The 24,988-nt window shown below is 69.6% G+C and carries 21 protein-coding genes; 11 read left to right on the plus strand and 10 right to left on the minus strand.

The window, feature by feature from the left end; translation table 11 throughout:
• Positions 1-1,329 carry an acetyl-CoA C-acetyltransferase gene (locus LY40_RS07140; protein ID WP_183781248.1) on the plus strand — a complete coding sequence of 443 codons (1,329 nt, stop codon included), beginning with the start codon at positions 1-3 and terminating at the stop codon, positions 1,327-1,329.
• Positions 1,330-1,651: 322 nt separating this feature from the next.
• Here the strand turns inward: LY40_RS07140 and LY40_RS07145 are convergent, their stop codons facing one another.
• Both LY40_RS07145 and LY40_RS07150 read right to left on the minus strand, forming a co-directional pair.
• Positions 1,652-2,164: a DoxX family protein gene (locus tag LY40_RS07145; RefSeq protein ID WP_258936321.1), complete on the minus strand. Its 513-nt coding sequence runs from the start codon at positions 2,162-2,164 to the stop codon at positions 1,652-1,654.
• A gap of 270 nt (positions 2,165-2,434) precedes the next feature.
• Positions 2,435-3,583 carry a glycerophosphodiester phosphodiesterase family protein gene (locus LY40_RS07150; RefSeq protein WP_258936322.1) on the minus strand — a complete coding sequence of 383 codons (1,149 nt, stop codon included), beginning with the start codon at positions 3,581-3,583 and terminating at the stop codon, positions 2,435-2,437.
• Between the two features lie 284 nt (positions 3,584-3,867).
• Here LY40_RS07150 and LY40_RS07155 point away from each other — a divergent pair, with 284 nt between their 5' ends.
• The 7 genes from LY40_RS07155 (at position 3,868) to LY40_RS07185 (ending at position 11,312) form a co-directional block, all read left to right on the plus strand.
• Complete coding sequence (locus LY40_RS07155; protein ID WP_221212675.1) at positions 3,868-4,320, plus strand: anthrone oxygenase family protein; 453 nt, start codon at positions 3,868-3,870, stop codon at positions 4,318-4,320.
• 131 nt (positions 4,321-4,451) lie between these two features.
• Positions 4,452-5,645: an ATP-binding protein gene (locus LY40_RS07160; RefSeq protein WP_183781242.1), complete on the plus strand. Its 1,194-nt coding sequence runs from the start codon at positions 4,452-4,454 to the stop codon at positions 5,643-5,645.
• A gap of 488 nt (positions 5,646-6,133) precedes the next feature.
• Positions 6,134-6,295: a hypothetical protein gene (locus LY40_RS07165; RefSeq protein ID WP_183781239.1), complete on the plus strand. Its 162-nt coding sequence runs from the start codon at positions 6,134-6,136 to the stop codon at positions 6,293-6,295.
• Positions 6,296-6,648: 353 nt separating this feature from the next.
• A complete protein-coding gene (locus LY40_RS07170) occupies positions 6,649-7,563 on the plus strand; it encodes a septum formation family protein (protein WP_258936323.1) in 915 nt (304 codons plus the stop codon).
• Between the two features lie 114 nt (positions 7,564-7,677).
• Entirely contained in the window at positions 7,678-9,348 is a 1,671-nt protein-coding gene (locus LY40_RS07175; protein WP_258936734.1) for an alpha/beta hydrolase, read from the plus strand.
• A 361-nt stretch (positions 9,349-9,709) separates the two neighbouring features.
• On the plus strand, positions 9,710-10,003 hold the full coding sequence (locus LY40_RS07180) for a helix-turn-helix domain-containing protein (protein ID WP_183781233.1): 294 nt from the start codon (positions 9,710-9,712) through the stop codon (positions 10,001-10,003).
• Positions 10,004-10,013: 10 nt separating this feature from the next.
• Complete coding sequence (locus LY40_RS07185) at positions 10,014-11,312, plus strand: Nramp family divalent metal transporter (RefSeq protein WP_183781230.1); 1,299 nt, start codon at positions 10,014-10,016, stop codon at positions 11,310-11,312.
• Between the two features lie 146 nt (positions 11,313-11,458).
• Here LY40_RS07185 and LY40_RS07190 read toward each other — a convergent pair whose 3' ends face one another.
• Positions 11,459-12,298, minus strand: coding sequence for a TIGR03621 family F420-dependent LLM class oxidoreductase (locus LY40_RS07190; protein ID WP_258936324.1), 840 nt, complete (start codon positions 12,296-12,298; stop codon positions 11,459-11,461).
• 107 nt (positions 12,299-12,405) lie between these two features.
• Between LY40_RS07190 and LY40_RS07195 the strand changes: the two genes are divergently transcribed.
• Positions 12,406-13,164 (plus strand): class I SAM-dependent DNA methyltransferase, encoded by a 759-nt coding sequence (locus tag LY40_RS07195; RefSeq protein WP_258936325.1) that lies wholly within the window; start codon positions 12,406-12,408, stop codon positions 13,162-13,164.
• 51 nt (positions 13,165-13,215) lie between these two features.
• On the opposite strand, the gene LY40_RS07200 is transcribed toward LY40_RS07195, so the two are convergent.
• From LY40_RS07200 to LY40_RS07220, 5 genes are all read right to left on the minus strand, one after another.
• Positions 13,216-15,045, minus strand: a complete 1,830-nt coding sequence (locus LY40_RS07200; RefSeq protein WP_183781221.1) for a phosphoenolpyruvate carboxykinase (GTP) — start codon at positions 15,043-15,045, stop codon at positions 13,216-13,218.
• Positions 15,046-15,509: 464 nt separating this feature from the next.
• Positions 15,510-16,205 carry a hypothetical protein gene (locus LY40_RS07205; protein WP_183781219.1) on the minus strand — a complete coding sequence of 232 codons (696 nt, stop codon included), beginning with the start codon at positions 16,203-16,205 and terminating at the stop codon, positions 15,510-15,512.
• A 179-nt stretch (positions 16,206-16,384) separates the two neighbouring features.
• Positions 16,385-18,250 (minus strand): dynamin family protein, encoded by a 1,866-nt coding sequence (locus LY40_RS07210; protein WP_258936326.1) that lies wholly within the window; start codon positions 18,248-18,250, stop codon positions 16,385-16,387.
• Positions 18,251-18,283: 33 nt separating this feature from the next.
• On the minus strand, positions 18,284-18,613 hold the full coding sequence (gene grpE, locus LY40_RS07215) for a nucleotide exchange factor GrpE (protein WP_258936735.1): 330 nt from the start codon (positions 18,611-18,613) through the stop codon (positions 18,284-18,286).
• Between the two features lie 75 nt (positions 18,614-18,688).
• Positions 18,689-20,647 (minus strand): dynamin family protein, encoded by a 1,959-nt coding sequence (locus LY40_RS07220; RefSeq protein ID WP_372497722.1) that lies wholly within the window; start codon positions 20,645-20,647, stop codon positions 18,689-18,691.
• Between the two features lie 292 nt (positions 20,648-20,939).
• Between LY40_RS07220 and LY40_RS07225 the strand changes: the two genes are divergently transcribed.
• A complete protein-coding gene (locus LY40_RS07225) occupies positions 20,940-22,214 on the plus strand; it encodes a sensor histidine kinase (protein ID WP_307876708.1) in 1,275 nt (424 codons plus the stop codon).
• Positions 22,211-22,864: a response regulator gene (locus LY40_RS07230; protein ID WP_183781210.1), complete on the plus strand. Its 654-nt coding sequence runs from the start codon at positions 22,211-22,213 to the stop codon at positions 22,862-22,864. The genes LY40_RS07225 and LY40_RS07230 overlap by 4 nt, the downstream gene beginning before the upstream one ends.
• Before the next feature lie 137 nt (positions 22,865-23,001).
• Here the strand turns inward: LY40_RS07230 and LY40_RS07235 are convergent, their stop codons facing one another.
• Positions 23,002-23,928 carry an SDR family oxidoreductase gene (locus tag LY40_RS07235; protein WP_183781207.1) on the minus strand — a complete coding sequence of 309 codons (927 nt, stop codon included), beginning with the start codon at positions 23,926-23,928 and terminating at the stop codon, positions 23,002-23,004.
• The gene (locus tag LY40_RS07240) at positions 23,925-24,602 is read right to left on the minus strand and encodes a TetR/AcrR family transcriptional regulator (RefSeq protein ID WP_183781204.1); all 678 of its coding nucleotides are present in this window, start codon (positions 24,600-24,602) and stop codon (positions 23,925-23,927) included. The genes LY40_RS07235 and LY40_RS07240 overlap by 4 nt, the downstream gene beginning before the upstream one ends.
• Positions 24,603-24,988 lie beyond the last annotated feature (386 nt).

Below are 24,988 nucleotides of genomic sequence, written 5' to 3' on the forward strand. Positions count from 1 at the left end.
ATGACCTCAGCGGAGAAGCCGAGCGGCGGCAAGGCCCGGTCGAGCAAGCCGAAGGCGCCGACCGCGCGCAGGGTCGCGATCGTCGGTGCGAACCGCATTCCGTTCGCACGATCCAACGGCCCGTACGCGAACGCCTCCAACCAGGACATGCTCACCGCCGCCGTCGACGGCCTGGTGAGCCGCTACGCGCTGCAGGACGAAGAGCTGGGCGAGGTCGCCGCGGGCGCGGTGCTCAAGCACTCGCGCGACTTCAACCTGGCCCGCGAGGTCGTGCTCGGCAGCAGGCTCGCACCGACCACGCCCGCCGCCGACGTGCAGATGGCGTGCGGCACCGGCCTGCAGGCCATCGTGGGCACCGCCAACAAGATCGCGCTCGGCCAGATCGACTCGGCGATCGCGGGCGGTGTGGACACCACGAGCGACGCGCCGCTCGCCGTCAACGACGACCTGCGCCGCGTGCTGGTCAAGCTCAACTCGGCCAAGACGATGGCGCAGCGGCTCAAGCTGCTCGGCAAGCTGCGGCCCGGCCACATCGTCCCGGAGATCCCGCAGAACGCCGAACCGCGCACCGGCCTCTCGATGGGCGAGCACGCGTCGCTGACGGCGAACTCGTGGGACATCCAGCGCGCCGACCAGGACGAACTCGCCGCCACCAGTCACCAGCGGCTCGCGGCCGCCTACGACGCGGGCTTCTTCGACGACCTGCTCACGCCGTTCCTCGGCCAGACGCGCGACCAGAACCTGCGCGGCGACTCGACGGCCGAGAAGCTCGGCAAGCTCAAGCCCGTTTTCGGTGGCCCCGAGGGCACGATGACGGCGGGCAACTCGACGCCGCTGTCCGACGGCGCCTCCGCGGTGCTGCTGGCCACTGAGGAGTGGGCCAAGGCGCACAAGCTGCCGGTACTGGCGTACCTCACGTTCTCGCAGACCGCGGCCGTCGACTACGTGCACGGCGACGAGGGCCTGCTCATGGCGCCGGCCTACGCGGTGCCGAGGATGCTCGACCGCGCGGGCCTGACGCTCGGCGACTTCGACTTCTACGAGATCCACGAGGCGTTCGCGTCGCAGGTGCTGGCCACGCTGAAGGCGTGGGAGGACCCGACGTTCGCCAAGGAGAAGCTCGGCCGCGACGAGCCGGTCGGCGCGATCGACCGCGCGAAGTTGAACGTCAACGGGTCGTCGCTCGCCGCGGGCCACCCGTTCGCGGCAACCGGCGGCCGCATCGTCGGCACCCTCGCCAAGCTGCTGGCGGAGAAGGGCTCGGGCCGCGGCCTGATCTCGATCTGCGCCGCCGGCGGTCAGGGCATCACGGCGATCCTCGAGAAGTAACCGCCGCGTGGTGTGCCCCGAGGGCACCTTCGGGGCTCCCGCCCGCCGGCCCAGCCACCGCCCCTCAAGGGCACGCTTACGCGTGGCCGTGTTCGATGCCTCGAAGTGCGACGCCTCGAAGCTTCCCCTGATCGACCTCTGCCACGCAGAATCCGCCCATCGGGACAACGGCGAGCGACTGGGTTGGGCACCCCGTTCGTCTCGTCGATGAGCCTGCCTGCCGTCGGCGAGCAAGTCGATCGCGAAGGGAACAGCGAAGGGAACAATTGACTCGTTGAGCGCCCCCGAGGTGCCCTTGGGGGCGCTCAACGAGTCCAGTGGGTCAGTTCGGCAGGACGGACTCGACTGCGCCGGTCGCCTTCGCGGTCGTGTCCTCCACCTGCTTGCGCGCCTTGCGAGCGGCGCGCTTGGCGCGCCAGCCGACGGACGGCTCGCCCTCGGTGTCGGCCATCGCCAGCAGCAGACCACCGGCAAGCCCCGCGTTCTTCAGGAACTGGACCTGCTCCTGGGCGCGCTCACCCTGGTCGCGCTTCTCCCAGAACGGGTGTCCCGCCACGGTCGTCGCCGTGATGCTGGTCAGCAGTGCCAGCGACGACAGGCGACGGAACCGGCCGAGCGCGAGCATCGAGCCCGCCGCGACCTTCACGGCGCCGTCGAACTTCACGACCGCCACCGGGTCCGTTTCGACAGGCAGGGCCTCGGCCGCCGGCAGGACGTTCTCGCTGAGGAACGGCTCCGCCGCCTGGGCATGCCCCTCCGCGTTGCGGATGGCGTTCAGGCCACCCGTGATGAAGACGGCGGCGAGCAGGGGTCGGGCCACGCGGCGCAGGATCATCGGTGCTCCTCCGGTCGAGCTGGGAGTTGTGGTCGGCGAGATCTCGTATCGGCGAGTCGGCTGGGAATCTCTCCACCCAAACGAACCGCTGTCCAAACGGATCTCTGCTCAAGGGATCTTCAGAAGATCTCCGCCTCAAACCTACCCAGCCATAGCCGTCTCACGCTCTCTACCACTTTCTAGTTGTATCGCTAGAAAGTGGTAGAGAGCGCTACGAAGAAGCGGAGGGAACGTTTGAGGCTCCCACCCGCCGGCCCGACGATCACCCCGTCAGCGATACCGCTTCGGGAGCTTGAAGCCGTACTCCTCGGCCACCTCACGCAGCCGGTTCGGGTAGTCACTGATGATGCCGTCCACGCCGTCGTCGATGAGCTTGCGCATGGTCGGCTTGTCGTTGATCGTCCACGGGATCACGTCGAGCCCCGCGGCGTGTGCCTCGTCGACCAGCTCGGCCGTCGTGAACGGAACGTAGTCCGGGTCGCCGACGGCACCGTCCTGCGGGTTGCCGTGGACCGGCGACAGCGCACTCGCCCCGAACGACTCCGCCGCGCGCACCGGGCTGCCCTCGAAGTCGTCGATGTCCAGGCCACCGAGCCACGGCGACGCGCCCGGCTCACCGACCTCGAGGAAGCCCGGTTCGGTCAGTGCGACGAGCGGCAGCCTCGGCATCCGCTCCTTCATGGCCATCAACGCGCCCCAGTCGAAGCTCTGGATGCTGACGTTCCGTGCGAGACCGCTGCGCTCGACCTCCGAGGCCACGCGTTCGACGAACTGCTGCCGTGGCGCCGTTTCGTGCGGCGCTGCGGCCTCGACCTTCGTCTCGATGTTGAACTTCACCCCGAACGCCCGATGCTCGCGGACCAGCGCGAACAGCTCGGCGAGCGTGGGCATCGGTTCGCCGGGGGAGAGCTCCTGGTCGGGGTGGCTCGGGTCCTGCTGCGATCCGCAGTCGAGCGTGCGCACCTGCTCGAAGGTCAGGTCCTTGACGTACTTGCCCGCGTAGGGGAACTGCGGATCTCCCGGCGTGACCGGCGCGGTGTCGAGGCACTTGTCCGGGTTGATCTGCCGGTCGTGGGTGATCACCTCGCGGCCGTCGCGCGTGATCTGGACGTCGAGTTCGAGCGTCGTGACGCCGAGTTCGAGTGCGCGGTCGAACGCCTTGAGCGTGCCCTCGACGGTCATGCCGATACCGCCGCGGTGGGCCTGGATGTCGAAGTGGGGATTGCCGTGGGGCGCAGTTTCCGGGGGCACAGCTTTCGGGGGCGCGGTTTCCGGGGGCGCGGTTCCGTGGGCGTTGCCGGTCGGCGCCGTGCCGGCCGATGCCGTGTCGTGCGATTGCGCCGTGGCGGGAGCCGCACCGAATGCCGCCATGAGTGCCGCCGCGCCCAGCGCGAGGGCTGTTTTCACTGTCGTGGTCACGGGCTCCGACGGTGACACGACAGAGTGAAGGGAGGGTGTCCTGAGCATGGCGGGTGCGCTGAACATGTGTGCCTCGTTCGCCGTACCCGTCGGACCTCGTGCCGTGGCCGCAGCGACGCGCCCCGAAACGGCCTCGCGGGTAGCGTCAGCACCGATATCCGGCCGTCCGGTTCCCCGCGCCCCGTGAGGACAACCCCGTGACGACGGCCGGGAGACGACGGGCGCGGCCGCGATTCGCGCCAGGGACACCGGATTCGCAGTGCTCACGACGTACGGAGCCGTTCATGGACCTCCCCGGCGTATTGACCTTTCTCGCCCTGCTTGTGCCCGGGTTCACGGCGTGCGCCGAGTTCGGCTCCTATGCGTTCGTCCACCCGGTGATCCGACGGCTGCCGCTCGAACACCACGTCGCCGTCGAGCAGGGCCTCGTGCGCACGTTCGGCCGGTTCATGCCGGTGGCCATGCCGGTGTCGCTGGTCGCCGTCATCGCGTGGGCGAGCAGCGAGGCAAGACTCGTCCCATGGCTCGCGGTGGGCGCCTGGGGACTCGGGCTCGTCACCACGGTGATCGTCAATGTCGGCATCAACGTCCGTACCGCGCGGACCGACGCCGGCACCGTGGAACAGCAGCGCTGGCGAGACATGCGCCGGCGGTGGGAGTTCTTCCAGGGATTCCGCTCGTGGGCGTTCCTGGCGTCCTTCGCGCTGATCTGTCTGTCGGTCGCGTTCGGCTGGTGACCTTCACCCGCGTGATCGGGCCGTGCCGGAGGCCAGGGCCCCCGTCACCCACCGGCACGTCCGCAACACGCGGGTAGGGATTTCTCGCGGAATATCGGACTGGAGCTAGACAACCCAATAGTGTCGTAGCGATGGACCCCGTGCGGAACCCGTTCGCCCCCGGAGCAGGTCAACGCCCACCCGAACTGGCCGGGCGTGAACGCGAGCTGGACGCGTTCGACGTGGTACTGGAGCGCGTGGCACGCGGGAGGCCCGAGCGCAGCCTGATGCTCACCGGACTGCGCGGTGTCGGCAAGACCGTGCTGCTCGGCGAGCTGCGGTCCATGGCGATCCGCCGCCGCTGGGGTGCGGGCAAGGTCGAAGCGCGTCCCGACGCCGAACTCCGCAGGCCCCTGTCTGCCGCGCTGCACCGCGCGGTCCGCGATCTGGCCGTCCGTCACCGCGCCCCCGACCGCGTCGACGAGGTACTCGCCGTCCTGAAGGCGTTCGCACTAAAGGCGAACAAGCCGGACGCGAAGATGCGCGATCGCTGGCAGCCGGGCATCGACGTGCCACCGGCGCAGGGCAGGGCCGACTCCGGGGACATCGAGATCGACCTCGTCGAGCTGTTCACCGAGGTCGCCGAGCTGGCCACCGACGTCGGCTCCGGGGTCGCCCTGCTGATCGACGAGATCCAGGACCTGGGTCCCGAGGACGTCTCCGCCCTGTGCGCGGCGTGCCACGAGCTCTCGCAGTCCGGGGCACCGCTCGTCGTGGTGGGGGCGGGACTGCCGCACGTGCCCGCGGTGTTGTCCGCGTCGAAGTCGTACTCCGAACGCCTCTTCCGCTACACCCGGATCGATCGCCTGAGCAGGGAGGACGCCGACCGCGCCGTCCTCGCACCGATCGAACGCGAGGACGCCGAGATCGCACCGCACGCGCTGGACGCGCTGCACACGGCATCCGGTGGCTATCCGTACTTCATCCAGGCCTACGGCAAGGCCGCGTGGGACGCCGCGCCGACGAATCCGATCACCGAGGAGGACGTGCGCGTCGCCGCTCCCGAGGCCGAGGCCGAGCTCGCCGTCGGTTTCTTCGGCTCCCGCTACGAACGAGCCACTCCCGCCGAACGCGAGTACCTACGGGCGATGGCCGAGCTCACGCAGGGCAAGGACGAAAGCGCCGTCACCTCCGACATCGCCGTCTACCTTGGCCGCAAGCCCTCGTCGTTGTCACCGGCGCGCGACAGTCTGATGAAGAAGGGCCTGGTCTACTCGGCCGAACGCGGCCACATCGCCTTCACCGTGCCGCATTTCGGCAACTACCTCCTCACGCGCGCCGACTGACCGTCACGCCCTTCCCTCGGCGTTCTCCACCGGGAACCGGTGTGGCAGCCCCACCTCGAGCCGATCCATAGGCGTCGATACCTGTTTCTAGGTTTATATAGCGATTACGCTAGATATCCGAAGACGAACCTAGCTTTCGATGTCACCCGGATGGACCACGCGGAATACGTAACGCTGCCGACGATCATTCGGGAAGTAAGCCAGCTCACCGGATGATCACTGGCGAAGCCGGCGAAGGTTGCGGATAATAAGACATGTAGGGATCGAAGTCGAGGGGTGATCGGTCAATCCGTTCACGCTCCGCCGGCACACCGGTGTCGACGACCCACCGATCAGCCAGCGCCGGCAGTCGCCATGGGGGCTCGCGGCCGACAGGACGCGAGCGGGCAGCCGGCACCGAGCGGCCCACATCCGATCCCGACGTACGGCCGGCCCAACACGACCGGCACCACAACCGAGTAGCTCTCGAAGGAGATGCCACACCGCAGATGTCGAACCTCGCCGCACGCCTCCGCGCCCGTCGAGCCCACACCCGCACCCGCCGCGCCGTCAGCAAGGCGATCGACACCGCCACCACGACGACGATGCGCGACGAGCTCATCACCCTCGCTCAGACACACGGTTACCAAAAACCCAAGCCGCGAGTGTGACCTGAATTACAATAGGTTTCAGGTGTAACGCCGCCGGTATCGGTGGCGATATGCCCCATGACCCCGCGGTGCTGGCGGACCCCCGACCTGGCAGCACCGCGGGGTTTCCATATGTCCAGACCCGCCGTCGCACCGCCTGCGACCTGCGGTTCTACCTGTCACCGCGCCGAAACTCGACCCGAAAGACGTCCCAAGTGGACGAATCGGGCAGCGCGACGACGATCAGACCTCGATCTTCGCCGTCCACGATGGACGATTCGTCAGCCCGTCGACGATCACGCCCGCGACGACGCTGACAAGCCGTCACACCCACGCCTACCGACCGCCTGACCTCACTCGATAGAGTGAGCGCGATGTCGAGATCTGGGCGAATCGCGCTGGCCACGTCGGCGGTGGCCGCCGCCCTCGTGCTGGCCGGATGCGCCGACGCGACGATCGGACTGGCCGAACCCGATCGCATGCGCACCGTCGAGACATCGGCAGGCACGCCCGGCGACGTTCCCGCTACCGACGGCGACGCCGGCGGGGGCAGCGACAACGCCCAGCGCACGATCGTCGCGGAGGTCGGCGAATGCCTCGACGGTGACAACCCGGGTCCCGTCGAATGCTCCGACGAGCACACCGTGGAGGTCACCAAGCAGGGCACCTTCGGCGGCGACCTGGGCTCCACACTGGAAGGCACCCCACCCGACGCCTCGACCGTCTTCCGCACCGTCTTCCCGCAGTGCCGCGCCGCTGCCGCCGAATACCTCGGCAGCTCCTCCTACGACGCCTCCACGCTCGGGGCATGGCTGGTGTGGGCCGACGCCGAGGACTGGAACGCCGGCCACCGCTGGTACCGCTGCGGTGTCGCGCAGCTCGACGGCGCGGGCAAGCCCGTCGAGCGCACCGGATCGATCCGCAACGCGCTGGCCGAGAACTTCGACGGCTACCGGGTCTGCTCCACCACCCGGCCTTCGGCCGAGCTTCCCGAGACCGTTCCTTGCAGTGAGCCGCACCTGGCCGAGGCCGTCGGCGTCGTCGACACGGGCAAGGCGGGCAAGGCCGTGCCGACCGAACGGGAATTCAACGACAAAGCACGCAGCGCATGTGGCACGAAAGTGCACGAGTTCGTCGGCGCGGACCGTCGCGATGTGGCACCTTCGTGGCGCTGGCCCGACAGCACGAACTGGCGCATCGGATTCACCAACATCACGTGCTACGCCGAGTTGAACCAGGCCACCACGGGTTCCGTGCGCGATATCGGCTCGTCGCAGATGCCCAATTAGGACGTTCGTCGTCGCTGTCAAGTCCCGATTTTCCAGACGATCGGCAGGTTGATACCACCGATTCGGCCCGCTTGAATGTCCTCGATCATTTCGAGATTGAGGGACTCCATGACCATGACGACATTGCGGCGGACCGTGGTCGCGGGATCGCTGGCGACCGCTCTCGTCGCCAGCATCACTCCCGCCGCCGCGGCCACCGGCACCCCGGCAGAGGAGCCGCCGCGGCAGCGGACGACGCAACAGGCGACGACCGCGCAGCCCGAGATCGCCCACGAGGTCCCGGAGCGCTACGCCGAGCAACAGCTGAACTGGCACGCGTGTTCCAAGGACGAACTCGGCGCCAAGCCGCCGAAGGAGTACGACCTGGAGTGCGCCACCTACCGGACGCCCCAGGACTGGAACAACGCCGATGCGGGCGAGGACATCACGATCGCCGTGAGCAGGCTGAAGGCCGAGGGCGATTCGACCGCGAGCGTGCTGACGAACCCGGGTGGCCCCGGCGCTCCCGGCCGTGACTTCCCGTTGCGCCTCGCCGATCAGGACCGCCTGCGCCAGCACCAGGACGTCATCGGCTTCGACCCGCGCGGCACGGGCCACAGCACGAACATCACGTGCGGCGGCGCCATCGGTACCGGCGACTCGCTCGATCCTCGCGACCGCAGCCGCGAGAACCTCAACCTGATCCTCGACGCCACGAAGTACGCGGCCGACTCCTGCCAGATCAAGTCCGGTGAGCTGGGCCCGCTGATCAACACCTTCCAGACCACCCACGACATGGATCTGCTCCGCACCCTGCTCGGGCGCGAGAAGATCAACTGGGTCGGCTACTCGGCGGGTACGTGGCTCGGCGCGCACTACGCGCAGCGGTTCCCCGAGCACACCGGCCGGTTCGTGCTGGACTCGGCGACCGAGTTCACCACGACGTGGCAGCGCTCGTTCGACTGGCAGCCGCTCGGCTTCGAACGCCGCTGGCGGGACGACTTCCTGCCGTGGATGGCCCAGCACGACGATCAGTACGGCTTCGGCGACTCCGGCGAGCGTGCCCGGCAGACCTACGAGCAGGTGCGCGCGGCGCTGGCCGAGAAGCCCGTGGAGCTGGACGGGGAGAAGGTCGGCCCGAACGAGCTCGACTCGGCGATCGCGGGCATGCTCTACAGCAAGGCGGCGTTCCCGTCGCTGGCCGAGTATCTCGTGTCGTTGCGCGAGCTGACCAGCGAGAAGATGCGCACCGGGTCCGCAACGGCGCTGGACAACGTGCGCGAGCTGCTCGCCAACACGAAGTCGCGCGGACCGCAGCCGCTCGTCGTGGACAACGGCCACGGCGCGCAGCAGTACGACGACGCCTATGACGCCAGCTTCTGGACCATCCCCTGCAACGAGGGTCCGTGGTACGGCAACCGGATGACCGCCAGGTGGCAGTCCGAACTGATGGGCCGGCAATGGCCCCTGCTGGGTTGGGGCTGGCTGATCCAGCCGTGCATCTTCTGGAAGGGCAACCCGATCGACCTGCCGAAGATGGACGGCGAGGGCGTGCCGCCGACACTGATCGTCCAGTCGGAGCGCGACCCGGCGACACCGATCGAGGGCGCCCGCCGCGCTCACGAGAAGTTCGAGGGTTCGCGGATGATCACCGTGACCGACGAGGGCGACCACGGCATCTACGCGGGCGACAACCCGGCCGTGGACAAGGTGGTGGAGGACTACCTGGTCGATGGCATCGTGCCGGAGGACCAGAGCATCCCCGGCGCACCGATGCCCACGCCGAACGGCGCGAACGGATCATGACCGCCGTCCGCCGGCGCACATCTCGCCGACCGGGACCGCACCGAACGGCGTGACACCGGCGGACCACCGACCGACCCGGTAACGGCCCGGCGGATTTCCGCAGCGCACGAGGCCCGTCTTCCCCGTCTCACGGCAGGGGAGGCGGGCCTCGTCGTGTACGTCCCACGGGAGGTCTGCAACGGGTCACGACGGTCGGTCACCGACGCGTTCACAGCCTTGTGCACAGCCTCCCCATGTTTTCCACAGAGTTATCCACAAGCTGTGTGCACAGGTGCGCCCGCTGTGTGCACGGCTCCGCTCCATGCGGCCGCCGCCGGTCGCCGGTCCCTGGTCACCACCGATCGGTATTACTATCGGCGCCGTGGTGCGAGTGCCGTTGAGCGAAGCCGAACGCCTCCGTGGCGAACGACTCGGCGTCGCCCTGCGCGGCGCACGCGGCGCACGCAGCATGGTCGCGGTCGCCGCCGACGCTGGCATCTCCGTGGAAACCCTGCGCAAGATCGAGACCGGCCGCATCCCGACGCCCGCGTTCTTCACCGTGATGGCGATCGCCGACGCCGTCGGCCTGCCCCTCGACGACCTGCGCACGACGCTGGCCGACCCCACAGGAGAAGCAGCGGACACCGCTCTGTCCCCGCGCGCCGACGCCGGTTAGATTGCTGCGCATGTCCTCCGATCCCCGCCACGGCGAGGTGGCAGAACCCGAAGTCCCCGTCGGTCTGAAGGCGAAAGTACGTCAGATCGGCCCCGGCATCATGGCCGCAGCGACCGGCGTCGGTGCGGGCGATCTCGTGGCCACGATGGTCGCGGGCTCGCGCTACGGCTACACGCTGCTGTGGGCGGTGATCGTCGGAACGATCTTCAAGATCGCGCTCGCCGAAGCCGTCGGCCGGTGGCATCTGACGTCCGGCCGCACGATGCTGTCGGGCTGGCGCACACTCGGCCGCTGGGTTCTCGTCTATTTCGGTGCGTACGCCGTGGTGTGGGGCTTCGTCTACGGCGCCACGGCCATGTCGGCGAGCGGCCTGCCGCTGAACGCGCTCTTCCCCGCACTCGACGTGCGCTACTGGGCGATCATCAGCGGCCTCGTCGGGTTCGCGCTCGTGTGGTTCAGCCGGTACGCCGTGATCGAGAAGGTGATGACCGCGCTCGTCGGCGTCATGTTCGTCGCCGTCGTCGGCACCGCGATCCTCGTGACGCCGAATCTGGTCGAGACGTTCCAAGGTTTCGTGCCGCGGCTGCCCGACGGCTCGTTCGTCTACGTCCTGGGCCTGGTCGGCGGTGTCGGCGGCACCATCACGATGGCCGCCTACGGCTACTGGACGCTCGCCAAGGGCTGGCGGTCGTCGCGGTGGTTGTCGATGATGCGGCTCGACAACACGACCGGCTACATCACCACGGCGATCTTCGTCATCGCGATGCTCGTCGTCGGTGCCGAACTGCTCGCGGGGCAGAACGTCGTCGACGGCGACGAGGGCCTGCTCATGCTCGGCAACACACTCGCCGCCGACTACGGCCAGTGGGCGCGTATCCCGTTCCTCGTCGGGTTCTGGGCCGTGTCGTTCAGCTCGCTCGTGGGTGTGTGGAACGGTGTCAGCCTGCTGTTCGCCGACTGGTGGCGCACCTGGCGCCTGCCGCGGTATCAGGTGGGCGAAGCCGAGGGACTCTCCGACTACGACCACCGTGCGGGCATCGGCAGCCCGGTGTTCCGCGGGTACGTCGCCTGGCTGACGTTCCCGCCGATGGCGCTGCTGTTCCTCGACCAGCCGTTCCAGCTGACCGTCGCCTACGGTGCGCTCGGCGCGCTGTTCATGCCGTTCCTCGCGGGCACACTGCTGTTCCTGCTCAACTCGAACCGGGTCGAGCGCGTCGGCCGCTCCGGCTGGGTGTCGAACACGCTGTTGACCGTGTGTCTGGGACTGTTCGGCTACCTGGCGGTGGACGAGCTCATCGGCCTGTTCTGAGTGGACCGGCTCCGAGTGGACCTGTTCTGAATGGACCTTTCCTGAGTTGACCTTTCCTGAGTTGAGTCAGCGAAGCAACGCCCAGCCGATGCCCGCGGCGGGCACGATCAGCGCCGCGGGCATCGGCACCACCGCGATGAGCTCCATCAGCGCAGCTGGTCGATGACGCTCGCGAAGGTGTCCATGTCCTTCTCCATGACCGTGATGTAGCTGAAGCCGAACCGTTCCCGGTGGGCGCGCAGCCGGTCGGCGATCTCTCCGGCGGTTCCGACGAGCAGCATCGGCAGCTCACCCAGCTCCTCGGCCGATTTCGTCTCGTCGTACGGCCGGATGCGTTCGAGTCCGGCCGCGCGGTCGTCGGTGATGTCGACGTGCTGCACGAGCATGTTCAGCTCCGGGTCGCGGTCACCCGCCGCGGTGCGCACGAATGCAACCCGTTCGTCCAGTTCGGACAACCCGGCGAGGCTCGCCTTGTCGCCGTCGCGGTTGAAATGCGCACCCGTGAACCCGACGACGTCGGCCTCGCGCGCGGCGATGCGCAGCATCCGGTCGCGCTGTCCACCGAGGACGATCGGCGGCCGCTTGCGCTCGCGGTAGTGCTCCCGCAGCACGGCCAGGCATCGTTCGAGGTGGTCCAGACGTGCGCCGGGGCCCGGGAACGGCAGACCCGCCTCGTCGAACTCGGTCCTGGCGTAACCGGTGCCGAGACCCAATTCGAGCCTGCCGTCGAGGAGCAGATCGGTCGTGTCGACCTCACGCGCGAGCAGAGTGGGGTTGTAGAACGCGGTGTTGACGACGAACGTCGTGAGCCGCACCCGCTCCGTCGCCCCGGCCGCCGCGACCAGCGACGGAAACGGTGCGGGCATCCCCAGGTGGTCGGGCGTGGCGACGACGTCGAAGCCGAGGTCCTCGGCCTTGCGGCACTTGTCGAGCCACCGCGTCCGCTCGTCCGAGGCGAGCATGTTGACACCGAATCGGAACTCCATGGCGGCACGGTACCGAAATCGGGCGCCGGGCAGGCCGTCCGAGCGCCGGTTCCGCAACGAGCGAAATCCGTTCGCCGGTCGCGTCCGCGCGCTCGTACCCTCTGCGGATGCCGGACGCGATCTTCGAAGACCCACGCCTCGCGCTCCTCTACGACACGTTCGAGGGCGAGCGTGACGACCTGCCGCCGTATCTGGACATCGCCGACGAGACCGGAGCTGTGCAGGTGCTCGACGTCGGCTGTGGGACGGGCGAGCTCGCGGTGGCGCTGGCCGAGCGGGGCCGGGACGTCGTCGGCGTCGACCCGGCGGAGGCGTCCCTGAACATCGCGCGCGGCAAGAGCACCGACGTCACGTGGCTCGGCGGAGATGCCGCTGCCGCGGCCTCGCAGCTGCCCTGCTTTCGCGCCGACCTGGCCGTGATGACGGGCAACGTCGCGCAGGTGTTCCTCACCGACGACGACTGGCAGGCAACGCTCAGCGCCATCCACGCGGCGCTGCGTCCGGGCGGTCACCTCGTGTTCGAGACACGGCGCCCGGACGCACGCGCGTGGCAGCGGTGGGCTCAGGCCCCGGCGGTGACCCGCGACGTGCCGGGGATCGGCACCGTGACCGGACAGCTCACCCTCACCGACGTCGACCTGCCGCTCGTGTCGTTCCGGCACACGTATCGATTCCCGGACGGGTCCACACTGGCCTCGGACTCGACCCTGCGGTTCCGCGACCCCGACGGGATCGCCGCGAACCTGCACTCCGCGGGGTTCGACGTCACCGACGTCCGTGACGCACCCGATCGCCCCGGCATGGAGTACGTCTTCGTTGCCCGCGCGGACGCCGCAGCCACCGTGGACACCGCAGCCCGGACATGACGACGGCTCCCCGCGGAAGTCCCACGGGGAGCCGTCGTCACGACAGGTACGTCAGCCGAGGCGCTGCTTGAGCGCGGCGAGCTCGTCCTTCAGCGCGGACGGGATCTTGTCCTCACCGATCGAGGCGAACCACTCCTCGATGAGCGGGATCTCCTGCTTCCACTCCTCGACGTTCACGTCCAGCGACGCCTGGATGTCCTCGATCGGCTCCGACAGGCCGGAGGTCTCGATGTCCTCGGCGGTCGGCACGAGACCCACCGGCGTCTCCTGGGCGTTCGCCTTGCCTTCGAGGCGCTCGACGATCCACTTGAGAACGCGCGTGTTCTCGCCGAAGCCCGGCCACAGGAACCGGCCGTCGTCGCCGCGGCGGAACCAGTTGACGTAGAAGATCTTCGGCAGCTTCGACTGGTCGGCGTTCTTGCCGGTGTCCAGCCAGTGCTGGAAGTAGTCAGCGGCGTGGTACCCGAGGAACGGCAGCATCGCCATCGGGTCGCGGCGCACCTCGCCGACCTTGCCCGCGGCGGCCGCGGTCTTCTCCGACGACATGGTGGCGCCCATGAACACGCCCTGCTGCCAGTCGCGGGACTCGTTGACCAGCGGCACCGTCGTCTTCCGGCGGCCACCGAACAGGATCGCCGAGATCGGCACGCCCTTCGGGTCGTCCCACTCCGGCGCCAGCGTCGGGATCTGCGAGATCGGAGCGCAGAACCGCGAGTTCGGGTGCGCGGCGGGCTCGTCCGAGTCCGGCGTCCAGTCGCGGCCCTTCCAGTCGGTCAGGTGGGCGGGCGCCTCCTTGGTCAGGCCCTCCCACCAGACGTCGCCGTCGTCGGTCAGGGCGACGTTGGTGTAGACCGTGTTGCCCTTCTCGATGGTCTTCACGGCCACCGGGTTCGTCTTCTCGCCGGTGCCGGGCGCGACACCGAAGAGGCCGAACTCGGGGTTGATCGCGTACAGCCGGCCGTCCTCGCCGAACCGCATCCACGCGATGTCGTCACCGATGGTCTCGGCGCGCCAGCCCGGCAGGGTCGGCTGCAGCATCGCGAGGTTGGTCTTGCCGCAGGCGCTCGGGAACGCGGCCGCCACGTAGTAGGCCTTGTTCTCCGGCGAGATCAGCTTGAGGATCAGCATGTGCTCGGCGAGCCAGCCCTCGTCGCGCGCCATCGCCGAGGCGATGCGCAGCGAGTAGCACTTCTTGCCGAGCAGCGAGTTGCCGCCGTAGCCCGAGCCGTAGCTCCAGATCGTGCGCGACTCCGGGAAGTGCGTGATGTACTTCGTGTCGTTGCACGGCCACGCGACGTCCTGCTCGCCGGGCTCGAGCGGCTTGCCGACCGAGTGCAGCGCAGGCACGAACTCGCGCTCGGTGCCGTCCTCCTTCACGAACTTGTCGAGCGCCTTCTTGCCCATGCGGGTCATGACGCCCATGGAGGCCACCACGTAGGCGAAGTCGGTGACCTCGATGCCGAGCTTCGGGTCGTCGTCGCCGAGCGGGCCCATGCAGAACGGGATGACGTACATCGTCCGACCACGCATGGAGCCCCGGTAGAGCTCGGTCATGGTGGCCTTCATCTCGTCCGGGTTCATCCAGTTGTTGGTGGGCCCGGCGTCCTCTTCGCGCTCGGAGCAGATGAAGGTGCGCTCCTCGACCCGCGCGACATCGCTCGGGTCGGAAGCGGCCCAGTAGGAGTTCGGCCGCTTGTCGAGCTTGACGAACGTGCCAGCCTCAACCAGTTCCTGGTTGATGCGCTCGGCCTCTTCCTGGGAACCGTCGACCCACACCACCCGGTCAGGCGTGGTCAGTTCCGCGACCTCCCGCACCCAAGACAGCACGCCACTGTGCGTGGTCGGTGCGTCGTCCAGCCCTGGGATGGCTACTGCAGTCATCTCTTCTCCTGTCTTCGACGACAAGAGCCCACACCGAACTGCAGCGTCCTGGTGCGGGCTCCGTTGCCGGCGACCGAAATGGCTTCACACACCGCGGCTAAACGGTGCGTGCGTTTCTTGGGGATTCCCAGAGACTAACGGCCGTATTGCGACCACAGGCAGGTCAGTGCTGTCGGTTCTCTCACAAGAACGATCAGGGAATCGATTCAGTTACAGCCGATCGGCGCAGTTGAAGGATGACTTTCGCCAGGTAGGAGCGGTGAACTCGGACGTAAGGGGCGGCGAACACTTGCGGCCCGACGCCCCGGTGGGGCATCGGGCCGCAATGAGCCGGGCACAGCTGGTCGCAACGTCCGGCGCGACCGGGCAAGCCACTCAGCGTGGTGAAATCGCCCGATCGGCAGAACTCCATGGTCGGCCGCCGATCGAGCGACGCCGGCCGCGCCGCGCGCCGCCTCGCCGGTTCAGTTCTGGCTGATCCACTGGCCGGTGGCCGAGTCGATCTTCGCGACGCCTTCGACACCGGCACCGATCGAGGCGCCCTCGCCCCATGCGTCAGCGGTCTCGGGGACGCGTGCGGCACTCGGCGAGCCGCTGGTGTCGGAGGTCTCGGTCCACTCACCGTCCCCGTCGCTCTCGAGCACGACCTCGTTGCCGTGCTCGTCGATGACCACGGCGATGTCCGCCTCGCCGTCGCCGTCCTCGTCGGTGAAGGCGATCGTGTTGCCGTCGTCGGTCTCGACGATGGCGGTGTCGTTCGTGCCGTCCTCGTCGGTGTCGATCGTCGCCGGGCCGACCTCGACGTCCCCTTCGCCCAGGTCAGCGGTGATCATGCCGCCGGCACCCGCGTCGGTCTCCGGCGGCGCGTCGGCGGGACCGCCGCCCATCTCGACCCACTGCCCGCTGGACTCGTCGTACTCGGCCTCGACGATCACGTTGCGGTCGGAATCGGCCGCGGCGTACTGGTCGGCCTCACCGTCACCGTCGGTGTCGACGAACAGCTGAGCCGAACCGTCCTCGTGCTCGATCAGGGCGGCGTCGTACACACCGTCGCCGTCGACGTCCTGGTTGAGCTCGGCCGTGTACTCCTCGCCGTCGACCGTCACCGTCATGTCCTCGGTGGTGGCCGTGGTGTCAGCGCTTCCGTCGTCGACCCACACTGCAAACTCCCCCTAGCTCAGGGCTGATGATCCTTTCGCACCTGCCGGCCGCGCCGCGGTCTCCCACGGCGATCACCGGCCTCCCCGGTGCTCCCGCCTTGCGCGGGTCCTGCCTTTGGGACTCACGGTATGCCGGTTCGGTTCCCTCCACCAGCAGGCCGCGGCACGCGACAGGAACGTTATCCCTGTTCGCCCGCCCGGGGCCGGTCCCGCAGCGCCCGGATCCGTGCCAGCAACGTCTCGGCACGCTCGCGGCCGTCGGCCAGGTCCTTGACCCGCTTGGTCGCCACCGCCAGCTTCTGCTTGCGCTCCTGGGCGTCCATCTTGATGCTCTTGTCGACCTCTTTGAGCTCGGCCTCGATCGCCTCGATCCGCCTGCTCAACGCCTCGTCCAGGGCCAGCGCCAGCTGTTGCTCCGCCTCGATGAGCTGTTCGGACACGAGCTGGTCCAGCGTGGAGCGCGCATCGGCGATCGACTCGACGAGCCACTGCTTCGTGTGCTGCTTGTCCGCCGAGTGCCTGCGCGTCCGGCCGACCCACCAGCCCGCGCCGAGGCCGACGACGACCGTCGCGGGCAACACGATCGGGTTGAACAGGGCGAATCCCGCCAACGGCGCAGCGGCCAGTTTCGCCGCACCCGCACCGCTGGTCAGGCCCATGAACACCAGCAACTTGTCCTCGGCCGACGAAGGGCGCTTGTCCGGCGGCCGCAGTTCCACCGGCGGCGTCACCCCGCGCAAGAACTGCGAGCGGATGACGGCCAGCTCCTCCTCGGAGAACAGCTCGGCCAGCGTCGCGTCGGCCACCTGGTTGAGCCGGTGCGCGAGCATCCCCGAGATGTGCTGCGACGACGCCTGCAGTACCGCGTCGACCTGCGCGGGCAGATCCTTCAGGTCCTGCCGCCGCGCCCCGTCGATCTCCTGCCGGAACCGCGCCTGGGCGTCCCGCATGCGCCGTGCCGACTCGTGCGTCAGATCGCTGCGAGCCCGCTGGATCTCGCCGCGCAGCTTGAGCTGCCAACCCCGCGTCGACGAACGGCGGGCGGCGGTCAGCTCGTCCCGGCGGGCCCGCAGCGCGGCGGCCTCGTCCTCCCCGGAGGTCAGCGCGCGCTGGTCGGCGACCGCGTTCGCATGCCGCTCGGACAGCGCCGTGGCCAGCGAGCGCATCGTGTTCGCCTCGGCCAGCATCGCCGCCCTGCCGACGAGCGTCTCCTGCAGCGACCCCTGCAGCTCGGCGATCCCCGACTTCTCCCGCAGCGTCGCCGCTGCCTGCTCGTTCGGCGCCTTCGCGGCCATCTCGAACATGCGCGCCGACACCGGGTGGAACACCGCCTCGGCGAAACGGGGAGCGTGCTCGGCCAGCAACTTGCGGTCGGCCTCGAGGATCTCCCGCCAGCCCCGGAACTGGTCGGTCTTGGCGAGTGCGAACAGCACGGTCTCGACGCGATCGCTCATCTCGGTCAGGAACCGCAGCTCGCTCGACGTGAACGGAGCCGACGCGTCGACGACGAACAGCAGCGCCGTCGCGTTGGCCGCAGCCTCCATCGCGAGCTCGGCGTGCCCGACGTCCAGTCCGCCGACACCTGGGGTGTCGACCACGGTGACGCGTTCCAGTAACGGCACCGGCCCGTCGACCTGCACGTACCGCGGCGGCAACTGGCCTGCCGGCAGTTCGTGCGACACCGAGGACCACGCGGGCAGCTCCGCCATCGGGAACCCCACCGGGGCGAGCTGTCCCGGGTAGCACGCCTTGGCCGCCCACTCGTCGGCGTGATCGAAGACCAGGTACGTCGACGTCGCCACCTCGGCGTCCACGGGCGAGAGCCCCGGCGCCGCCAACACGGCGTTGACCAGGGAACTCTTACCGCGGTTCGTCTCGCCGACCACGACCACCGTCGGCTTGGCCGCCGCCGAGGAACGCTGCCGCTCCACCCAGTCGGCCGACTCCGGCTCCTCTCCGCGCAGCAGTGTGAGCAGCGTTTCCCTGGCCTGCTTGACCTGGGCGGGCAGGCCGGCCTTGCCCAGCGAGCGTGTGGATGCCGTCACAGCGCGCAGCCTATCGGGGAGCCGCCTGCGGGCTCAGCGACGCGTGTACACGGTGACGACGGGTGCGCGCAGCAGACGGTCGTGGTCGACGAAGCCGGGGACCTCGGTCTCGGCGACCGTGCCCTCCAGGCGGGCGTCCTCGGTGCGCACGGCACCGCCAGCCTCGTGTTGCGCCGGGTCGAACCGCGCACCGTCGGGACGCAGCGCGTGCACGCCGATCGCCGCGAGTCCCTTCTCGATTCGCTCGGCGACACCGTCACTGTGCGCGCGGTCCATGGCGTACAGGCAGAGCTGGATGAGCGCATGGCGGTCGGCCAGCGCCTGCTCCGGCTCGATGCCGCTGGCGAGTGCTACCGGGTCCACATCGCTTTCCGACGTGCTACCCGCCGGTACGGTTCCCACGTTCCGGAACTCTTCGGTCGCCGAGTCGCCCACGGGTCACCGACCAGCGCCGCCGGGCCCGGCGGCGGGCGGGTGCACCGGCTGCGGGCGAGCCGCCTGCGGTGGTGCGGGATTCGGATACCCGGCGGGCCGCGCTGCCGGGTCCGGCCGTGCGGCCGGGTCGGGCCGTGCCGGCGGACCGGGGCGTGGCGGCGGGTCGTGACGTGCCGGCGGGTCGTGACGTGCCGGCGGGTCGTGACGTGCGGGCGGGTCCTGGCGAATGTGGCCCGTCCGGGCGCCGTCGGGAGCCGGATCGACTCGGCGAACACCGTCGGCGGCCCCGGCGGATTCGCCCCCAGGCCCGGGACCGGACGCGGAGCCCCCTGCTCCCGCCGCCTGGCTCGCCCGGGTCTTCAGGCGCTGCCACATCAGGAAGTACGCGCGGTGCACGACGTGCGCCACCCGAGCCTGCGCAGGCGTCGCACCGAATGAGGCGAACGACCGCCACCAGCCCGCGCGCTCCAGCGCGTATGCCGCCAGGTCGTCCACAGGTGCGCCGGGCAAACCGAGCTGGGCGTCCACCTCGGCGCTGCTGCCGACCCGCAGCACCTCGTCGGTCAGGTCCTGCGGCATCTCGACCGCACCCGACGTGACCAGCGTCAACGCCTCCAGCAGCCGCAGCTGGTGCGCCTCGGGGCGGGCGAGGAGGACCTCGATGGCGTCGTGCACCCGCTGTCGTTCCGCGTGGTCACCGGAATGGTGGGCGAACGCCGTGATCGAAGCCAGCGCCGCGGCCGCCTTGATGCCGTCGGCCCTCGCGGCGAACACGCTGGCCAGCCGCCGCTGCACGGCCTCAAGTCCGGAGACGTCGAGCAACCGCCGGTGCAGCGCACCCACCGTGATCCGCTCGTCCTCGCGAATGACCTCGATCGCCCTGCGGATGCCGAACAGGTCCAGCTTCTCCAGCAGCCGCACCCGCACCCCCGCGGGCACGTCGCAGTCCCAGGTGGTGAACAGGTCGGCCGAGACGAGCATGACCTCGAGGTCGCCGTCGTCGAGGCCGGCGAGGGTGCGGAGCGCGTCGGCCTCGGTGTCGGTGAACGCTCCCGTCTCCGTCGACTCGGCGAGCAGGCCGATCACCGGCAGTACGTCGGCGACCCGCGGGCGCAGCAGGCCGGCCTGCTTCTCGGCGAGCTTCGTCGCGGCGAGCCACACGTCGCCGTCGGCGCCCTCGACCGACTCCGGCGGCACCGTGTCGGCCTTGTTCAGCACCGCGATGGCGTTGACCGGACCCGCCTCGCGGCTCGCCGTCGCCGCCGTGAACGCGGCGAGTGCCTGCTGATCGTCGGCCCGGATGCCCTGCGTGACGACGTACAGCACCGCCTCGGCGCCGACCAGCGCGCTGCGGGACGTCTCGTCGAGCGCGTCGGCGCTGCCGGGGTCCTCGGCGTCCTCCGATGGTTCGGCCGGCTCGCCGGTCTGCGCCTCCGCGTCGTCGGCGAGTGATCCGCTCAGCCGGGTCGCACCGAGTGCCCGCTGGGTACGCGCCACCGACGACGTGTCGAGCGAGCCCAGTCCCGGGGTGTCGATCACCGTCATGTCGCGCAGCACCGCGTTCGTCAGGTACGCCTCGATGTGCGACACCCGCTCGATGTCGACGCCCAGCTCCGCGGGGATGCCACCGTCGGGCGCGAACGGTTGCACCTGCTTGGTGCCGTCGGTGAACACCACCTCGATGCGGTCCACCGTGCCGTACTGGAACCGCGTCACGAGCCTCGTGCACTCGCCGACGGCCGTGGGCGCCACGCGACGTCCGATCAGGGCGTTGACCAGTGTCGACTTTCCGGACTTGATCCGCCCGGCGACCGCGACCTGCAACGGCGCCTCGAGCCTGCGCAGCACCTCGGTGAAACCTGCCGCCGTGCGAGGGGAAACCTGACCACGCAGCCGGTGGCACAGATCCGCGACCGAGTCCGAAAGCGGGCCGGCCGGTCTGCCCTCACCTGCCGCCGTCATCCGAACCCCCTGCTGGCCGTGTCCGCCACCGCTGTTTGCGGGCACATCCTCCCACCCGGATCCCGCCGCCGACCACCTCGGACGCGGGACACGCCGACGGCGACGCCGGGCCCGGCGACCCGACTCGGGGCGGTTCCGCCCGCCGCCGGGACGCCGGGCCGTCCCACGCGGTCATCCCAGGCGGTCATCCCAGGCGGTCATCCCAGGCGACGACCCGGCGTGCGACCTCAGGGCGACGCGCGGGCGGTCCACAGCCGCCTACCGTGGGCTGGTGCGCCGCATCAGTCTCTGGATGAAGGCCCATCCCGTGGTGGGCGACAGCCTCATCGCCATCGTGCTGTTCGCACTCGACGTGCTGGTCTACGCCCTGTTCGTGGCGTTTCCGGTGCCCGACATCGCCACCCCGCCGTGGTACGTGGGACTGCCGCTGATCGTGATCCTGCTGGGTGTCGTCCCGCTGCGGCGCAAGTACCCGCTGGTCATGGCGTACTGGGTGCTCGTCTGGACGATCCCGTACGTCGCGGCGGGGTTCGGCGACGTCGCGTTCAGCGTGGCCGTGGTCAGCTGTATCGCGCTGTACACGGTGGTCGTCTGCAGCGGACGCCGACAGGCCGCGTTCTACACCGCGTTGACGCTGGTCGTGAGCCTGACGCACCAGATACTCCAGTACCCCGACGACTGGGTCGTCAACACGGTGACCGTCGTGCTGGCCCTGGCGCTCTGCTGGGTGCTGGGTGAGTTCGTCGGCGCCCGGCGCGCCTACCAGGCCGAGGTCGAGGCGCGGCTGCACCTGCTGGAGAACGAACGCCACCAGGCCACCCGCATCGCCGTCGCCGAGGAGCGCGAACGCATCGCCCGCGAGCTGCACGACGTCGTGGCGCACGCCGTCAGCGTGATCGTGGTGCACGCCGACGGCGCGTCCTACGCCGTCCGCAAGGACCCCGACCTGGCCGAACGCGCGATCGGCACCATCTCCGACACGGGCCGCAGCGCGCTGCACGAACTGCGCAGGCTGCTGGCGATCCTGCGCGATGACGACCGCGACGACGCCGAGAATCGCGTCGGCGGCGAGGGGGCGCGCACGCCGCAACCGACGGCCGCCGACCTCGTCGAACTGGCCGACCGCGTCGAGACGGCGGGCCTGACGGTGCGGCTCGACCTGGACGAGACCATCGACGAGCTGCCCGCGGGCGTATCGCTCGGCGTGTACCGGATCGTCCAGGAGGCGCTCACCAACAGCCTCAAGCACGCGGGCGTCGGCACGCGCGCGCACGTGCGGGTGCGCTGGGACCGCGGGGCCGGCCGCGACACCGACCACGCCGGGTCGGTGCACATCGACGTGGAGGACGACGGCGCGGGCCGGGCCAACCCGGTGCTGGCGGGTGGGCCCGGTGCGGGCGCGGCGCGCGAAGGACCGGCCGAGCGCGCACCGTCGGCGCCGGGTGGGAACGGCCTCATCGGCATGCGCGAACGCACGAACGTCCACGACGGAACCCTCACCGCAGGACCGGCACCCGGCGGCGGCTGGCAGGTCCGTGCCGTACTCACCGTTAGGTTGGGCGAATGATCCGAGTACTCGTCGTCGACGATCAGGAACTGATGCGGGTCGGCTTCCGCATGGTGCTCGACGCGTCCGGCGACATCGAGGTTGCGGGGGAGGCGGGCAACGGCGAGGAGGCGGTGCACCTCGCCGAGCAGCTGAACCCGGACGTCGTGCTGATGGACGTGCGCATGCCCGTGCTCGACGGCGTCGAGGCGACGCAGCGGATCGTGACGGCGGGCAGTTCGCGGGTGCTGGTCATGACGACGTTCGACCTGGACGAATACGTCTACTCGGCGTTGCAGGCCGGCGCGTCCGGGTTCCTGTTGAAGGACACGCCGCCCGACGATCTGGTGTCGGCGCTGCGGTCGGTGGCGCGCGGCGACGCGGTCGTCTCGCCCGCGGTGACCCGGCGGCTGCTGGACCGGTTCGTCGACACCGGACGGATCGCACCACGCGACGCGAGCGCGCTGGACGCGCTCACCGAGCGGGAACGCGAAGTCCTGGCCCACGTCGCGAAGGGACAGTCGAACACGGAGATCGCGCGAGAGCTGTTCCTGTCCGAGGCGACCGTGAAGACCCACGTCGGCCGCATCCTCACGAAGCTCGACCTGCGCGACCGCGTCCAGGCCGTCGTCCTCGCCTACGAAACCGGACTCGCCCGCCCCGGAACCTGAAACCTCACCGCAAATCTTCCGGATCGGGCAGTGAGGCGGGTTGCTCCCAAGGGCACCTTGGGGGCGTTGAGTGCCACTAAGGTGCCCTTGGGGGCACTACCCGTGAGGGATGAGGCGGAAGAATTTCGGGGGATGCCTCAGCGGTACACCGACATGTCGACCGTCCTCGGGTCGAGCCCCGCCTGGAAGACCTCGCGGAAACAGCGGCCGAAGTCGGGACGGCTGCCGTCGACGTCGGTGATGTCGTACATCGACGACAGCGTCCACGACGCGAGCGTGCGGCCCGCCAGCCGCGCCACATCGGGATCGGCCGCCAGCGCGGCGACACCGCGCGCCAGGTACGCGGGCGTCTCCGACACGGCGAACTCCGGGCGCTCGTCGGTCACCGCATCCCGCCAGTTCTCCTCGGTGACGCCGAACAGGTCGAGCATGGCCTCCGAACGCAGGAATCCCGGTGTGACCGACAGCCCCGTGCAGCCGTGGGCGGTGAGTTCAGCGCCCAGCGCCCGCCCGATGGCCCGCACCCCGCACTTGACGAGGTAGTACGGGATGCCCGCACCGAGGTACTCGTCGTCCTCGGCGTCGGTCACCTCGACCACGAGACCGCCCGGATCGCGCACAACCAGCGGCAGCAGCCGGTGCAGCGCGATGAGGTGCGTCTCCAGTCCGCCGCGCACGAGAGTCAGCGCACTGTCCAACGGCGACTCCCAGTACGCGTTGTCGAAGTCGACGTACGGATCGCCGCCCCACACGTCGTCGACGAGCACGTCGATCCGCCCACCCGCTTCGGCATCGACCCTGGCGACGAGACCGTCCACATCAGCCACGTTCGAGAAGTCGCACCGGACCGGGATCCCGCGGCCGCCTGCCTCGTCGACGAGTTCGGCTGTCCCCTCGATGGTCTCCGGCCTGCCCATCGGCGACGCGTGCTCGCGCGTCGTCCTTCCCGCGACGAACACGGTCGCCCCGCCGCGTCCGAGTTCCACCGCGATCGCCCTGCCACATCCCCGCGTCGCACCCGTCACCACGGCGACCTTGCCTTGCAGCGGGCCGGTTCCGGTCATGGCAGCCATCCCTTCATGATCATGTCGACGGTCTCGGCGAGACAGGCCCGCAACGTGCCCCTCACCGGTCCCGCTTCGTTCGCCGCCGTCGTGTTGTTCGCAGGCCCGGTGTCGTCGGCGATGTCGTTCGCAAGTCCGGTGTCGTTGGTGGCGTCGTCGGCCCGCAGCGACCAGTCCAGTGCCGCGCCGTTGACCGCCGACAGCAGCACGCGCGCGGCGACGTCGGGTTCCGGTCCGCGCCACCCGCTGTCCGGCACGGCGCGCAGCAGCACGGTCAGCTCGCCCCTGAGGGCCGCGTAGTGCAGGCCGAGGAGGCCGCGCAGCTCCGGGTCGGCGAGGTCGGTGCCGAGCTGGGCGAGGTGGTTCGCGACGCCGGAGTCGCCGCCGTTGTCCAGACCTGCGAACACCGCGAGCAGCGCCGACCGCACGGCCGCTGCCGGCGAGTCCGCTTCGGCCGCGGCCCCGCGCATGCGCTCGACGGCCTGGGTGCGCCCGAGTTCAGTCAACGCCCGCAGCAGGCCTGCCTTCGAGCCGAAGCGTTGCGCGACGCTGCCGACCGCCACCCCCGCCTCGCGGGCGACCTGCGCCAGCGTGAAACCCGGCCCTGCCTGCTCGATGACTGCGGCCGCTGCCGTCAGCAACCGTTCGTCGGTGATCGTCCGCGGTCTCGCCACCCCATTAATGAACCACAGTTCAATAACTGTCGCAAGCCGTGGCTGCCCGCACCCGAGCAGCCCCCGGACACGACATCCCCGACATCGGAAATCGGCGGTTCAGGGGGAACTCAGGGTTGTCACCGATCGCGCGTACACCACCGATCCAGGAAGCTATGAGCACCGGCGAAGACCTGGGAAGAAACGACGACCGGCCACCCGCCTACGACCACGGGACAACCCGATTTCGGTCTACAGGATGACGCGCAACCGGGCGGGTAGCCGGAATGATGAAGCCCACCACAGGCGATCTACCCAGGCGAATCGCCGCACCGGGGACGACAACGACGTTCGCCACGGCCACCGCAGTGACGCATCGGCATCCGGGTTCGACCCGTGAACCCGGC

Origin of the sequence: Prauserella salsuginis (assembly GCF_024648885.1) — a bacterium.
GTDB lineage: Bacteria > Actinomycetota > Actinomycetes > Mycobacteriales > Pseudonocardiaceae > Prauserella > Prauserella salsuginis.

What these genes read in the sequence shown, in the direction of transcription:
- LY40_RS07140 (WP_183781248.1), top strand. Translation starts at nt 1, where the DNA reads ATGACCTCAGCGGAGAAGCCGAGCGGCGGCAAGGCCCGGTCGAGCAAG.
- LY40_RS07145 (WP_258936321.1), bottom strand. Translation starts at nt 2,164, where the DNA reads ATGATCCTGCGCCGCGTGGCCCGACCCCTGCTCGCCGCCGTCTTCATC.
- LY40_RS07155 (WP_221212675.1), top strand. Translation starts at nt 3,868, where the DNA reads ATGGACCTCCCCGGCGTATTGACCTTTCTCGCCCTGCTTGTGCCCGGG.
- LY40_RS07160 (WP_183781242.1), top strand. Translation starts at nt 4,452, where the DNA reads ATGGACCCCGTGCGGAACCCGTTCGCCCCCGGAGCAGGTCAACGCCCA.
- LY40_RS07165 (WP_183781239.1), top strand. Translation starts at nt 6,134, where the DNA reads ATGTCGAACCTCGCCGCACGCCTCCGCGCCCGTCGAGCCCACACCCGC.
- LY40_RS07170 (WP_258936323.1), top strand. Translation starts at nt 6,649, where the DNA reads ATGTCGAGATCTGGGCGAATCGCGCTGGCCACGTCGGCGGTGGCCGCC.
- LY40_RS07175 (WP_258936734.1), top strand. Translation starts at nt 7,678, where the DNA reads ATGACGACATTGCGGCGGACCGTGGTCGCGGGATCGCTGGCGACCGCT.
- LY40_RS07185 (WP_183781230.1), top strand. Translation starts at nt 10,014, where the DNA reads ATGTCCTCCGATCCCCGCCACGGCGAGGTGGCAGAACCCGAAGTCCCC.
- LY40_RS07190 (WP_258936324.1), bottom strand. Translation starts at nt 12,298, where the DNA reads ATGGAGTTCCGATTCGGTGTCAACATGCTCGCCTCGGACGAGCGGACG.
- LY40_RS07195 (WP_258936325.1), top strand. Translation starts at nt 12,406, where the DNA reads ATGCCGGACGCGATCTTCGAAGACCCACGCCTCGCGCTCCTCTACGAC.
- LY40_RS07200 (WP_183781221.1), bottom strand. Translation starts at nt 15,045, where the DNA reads ATGACTGCAGTAGCCATCCCAGGGCTGGACGACGCACCGACCACGCAC.
- LY40_RS07220 (WP_372497722.1), bottom strand. Translation starts at nt 20,647, where the DNA reads ATGACGGCGGCAGGTGAGGGCAGACCGGCCGGCCCGCTTTCGGACTCG.
- LY40_RS07225 (WP_307876708.1), top strand. Translation starts at nt 20,940, where the DNA reads ATGAAGGCCCATCCCGTGGTGGGCGACAGCCTCATCGCCATCGTGCTG.
- LY40_RS07230 (WP_183781210.1), top strand. Translation starts at nt 22,211, where the DNA reads ATGATCCGAGTACTCGTCGTCGACGATCAGGAACTGATGCGGGTCGGC.
- LY40_RS07235 (WP_183781207.1), bottom strand. Translation starts at nt 23,928, where the DNA reads ATGACCGGAACCGGCCCGCTGCAAGGCAAGGTCGCCGTGGTGACGGGT.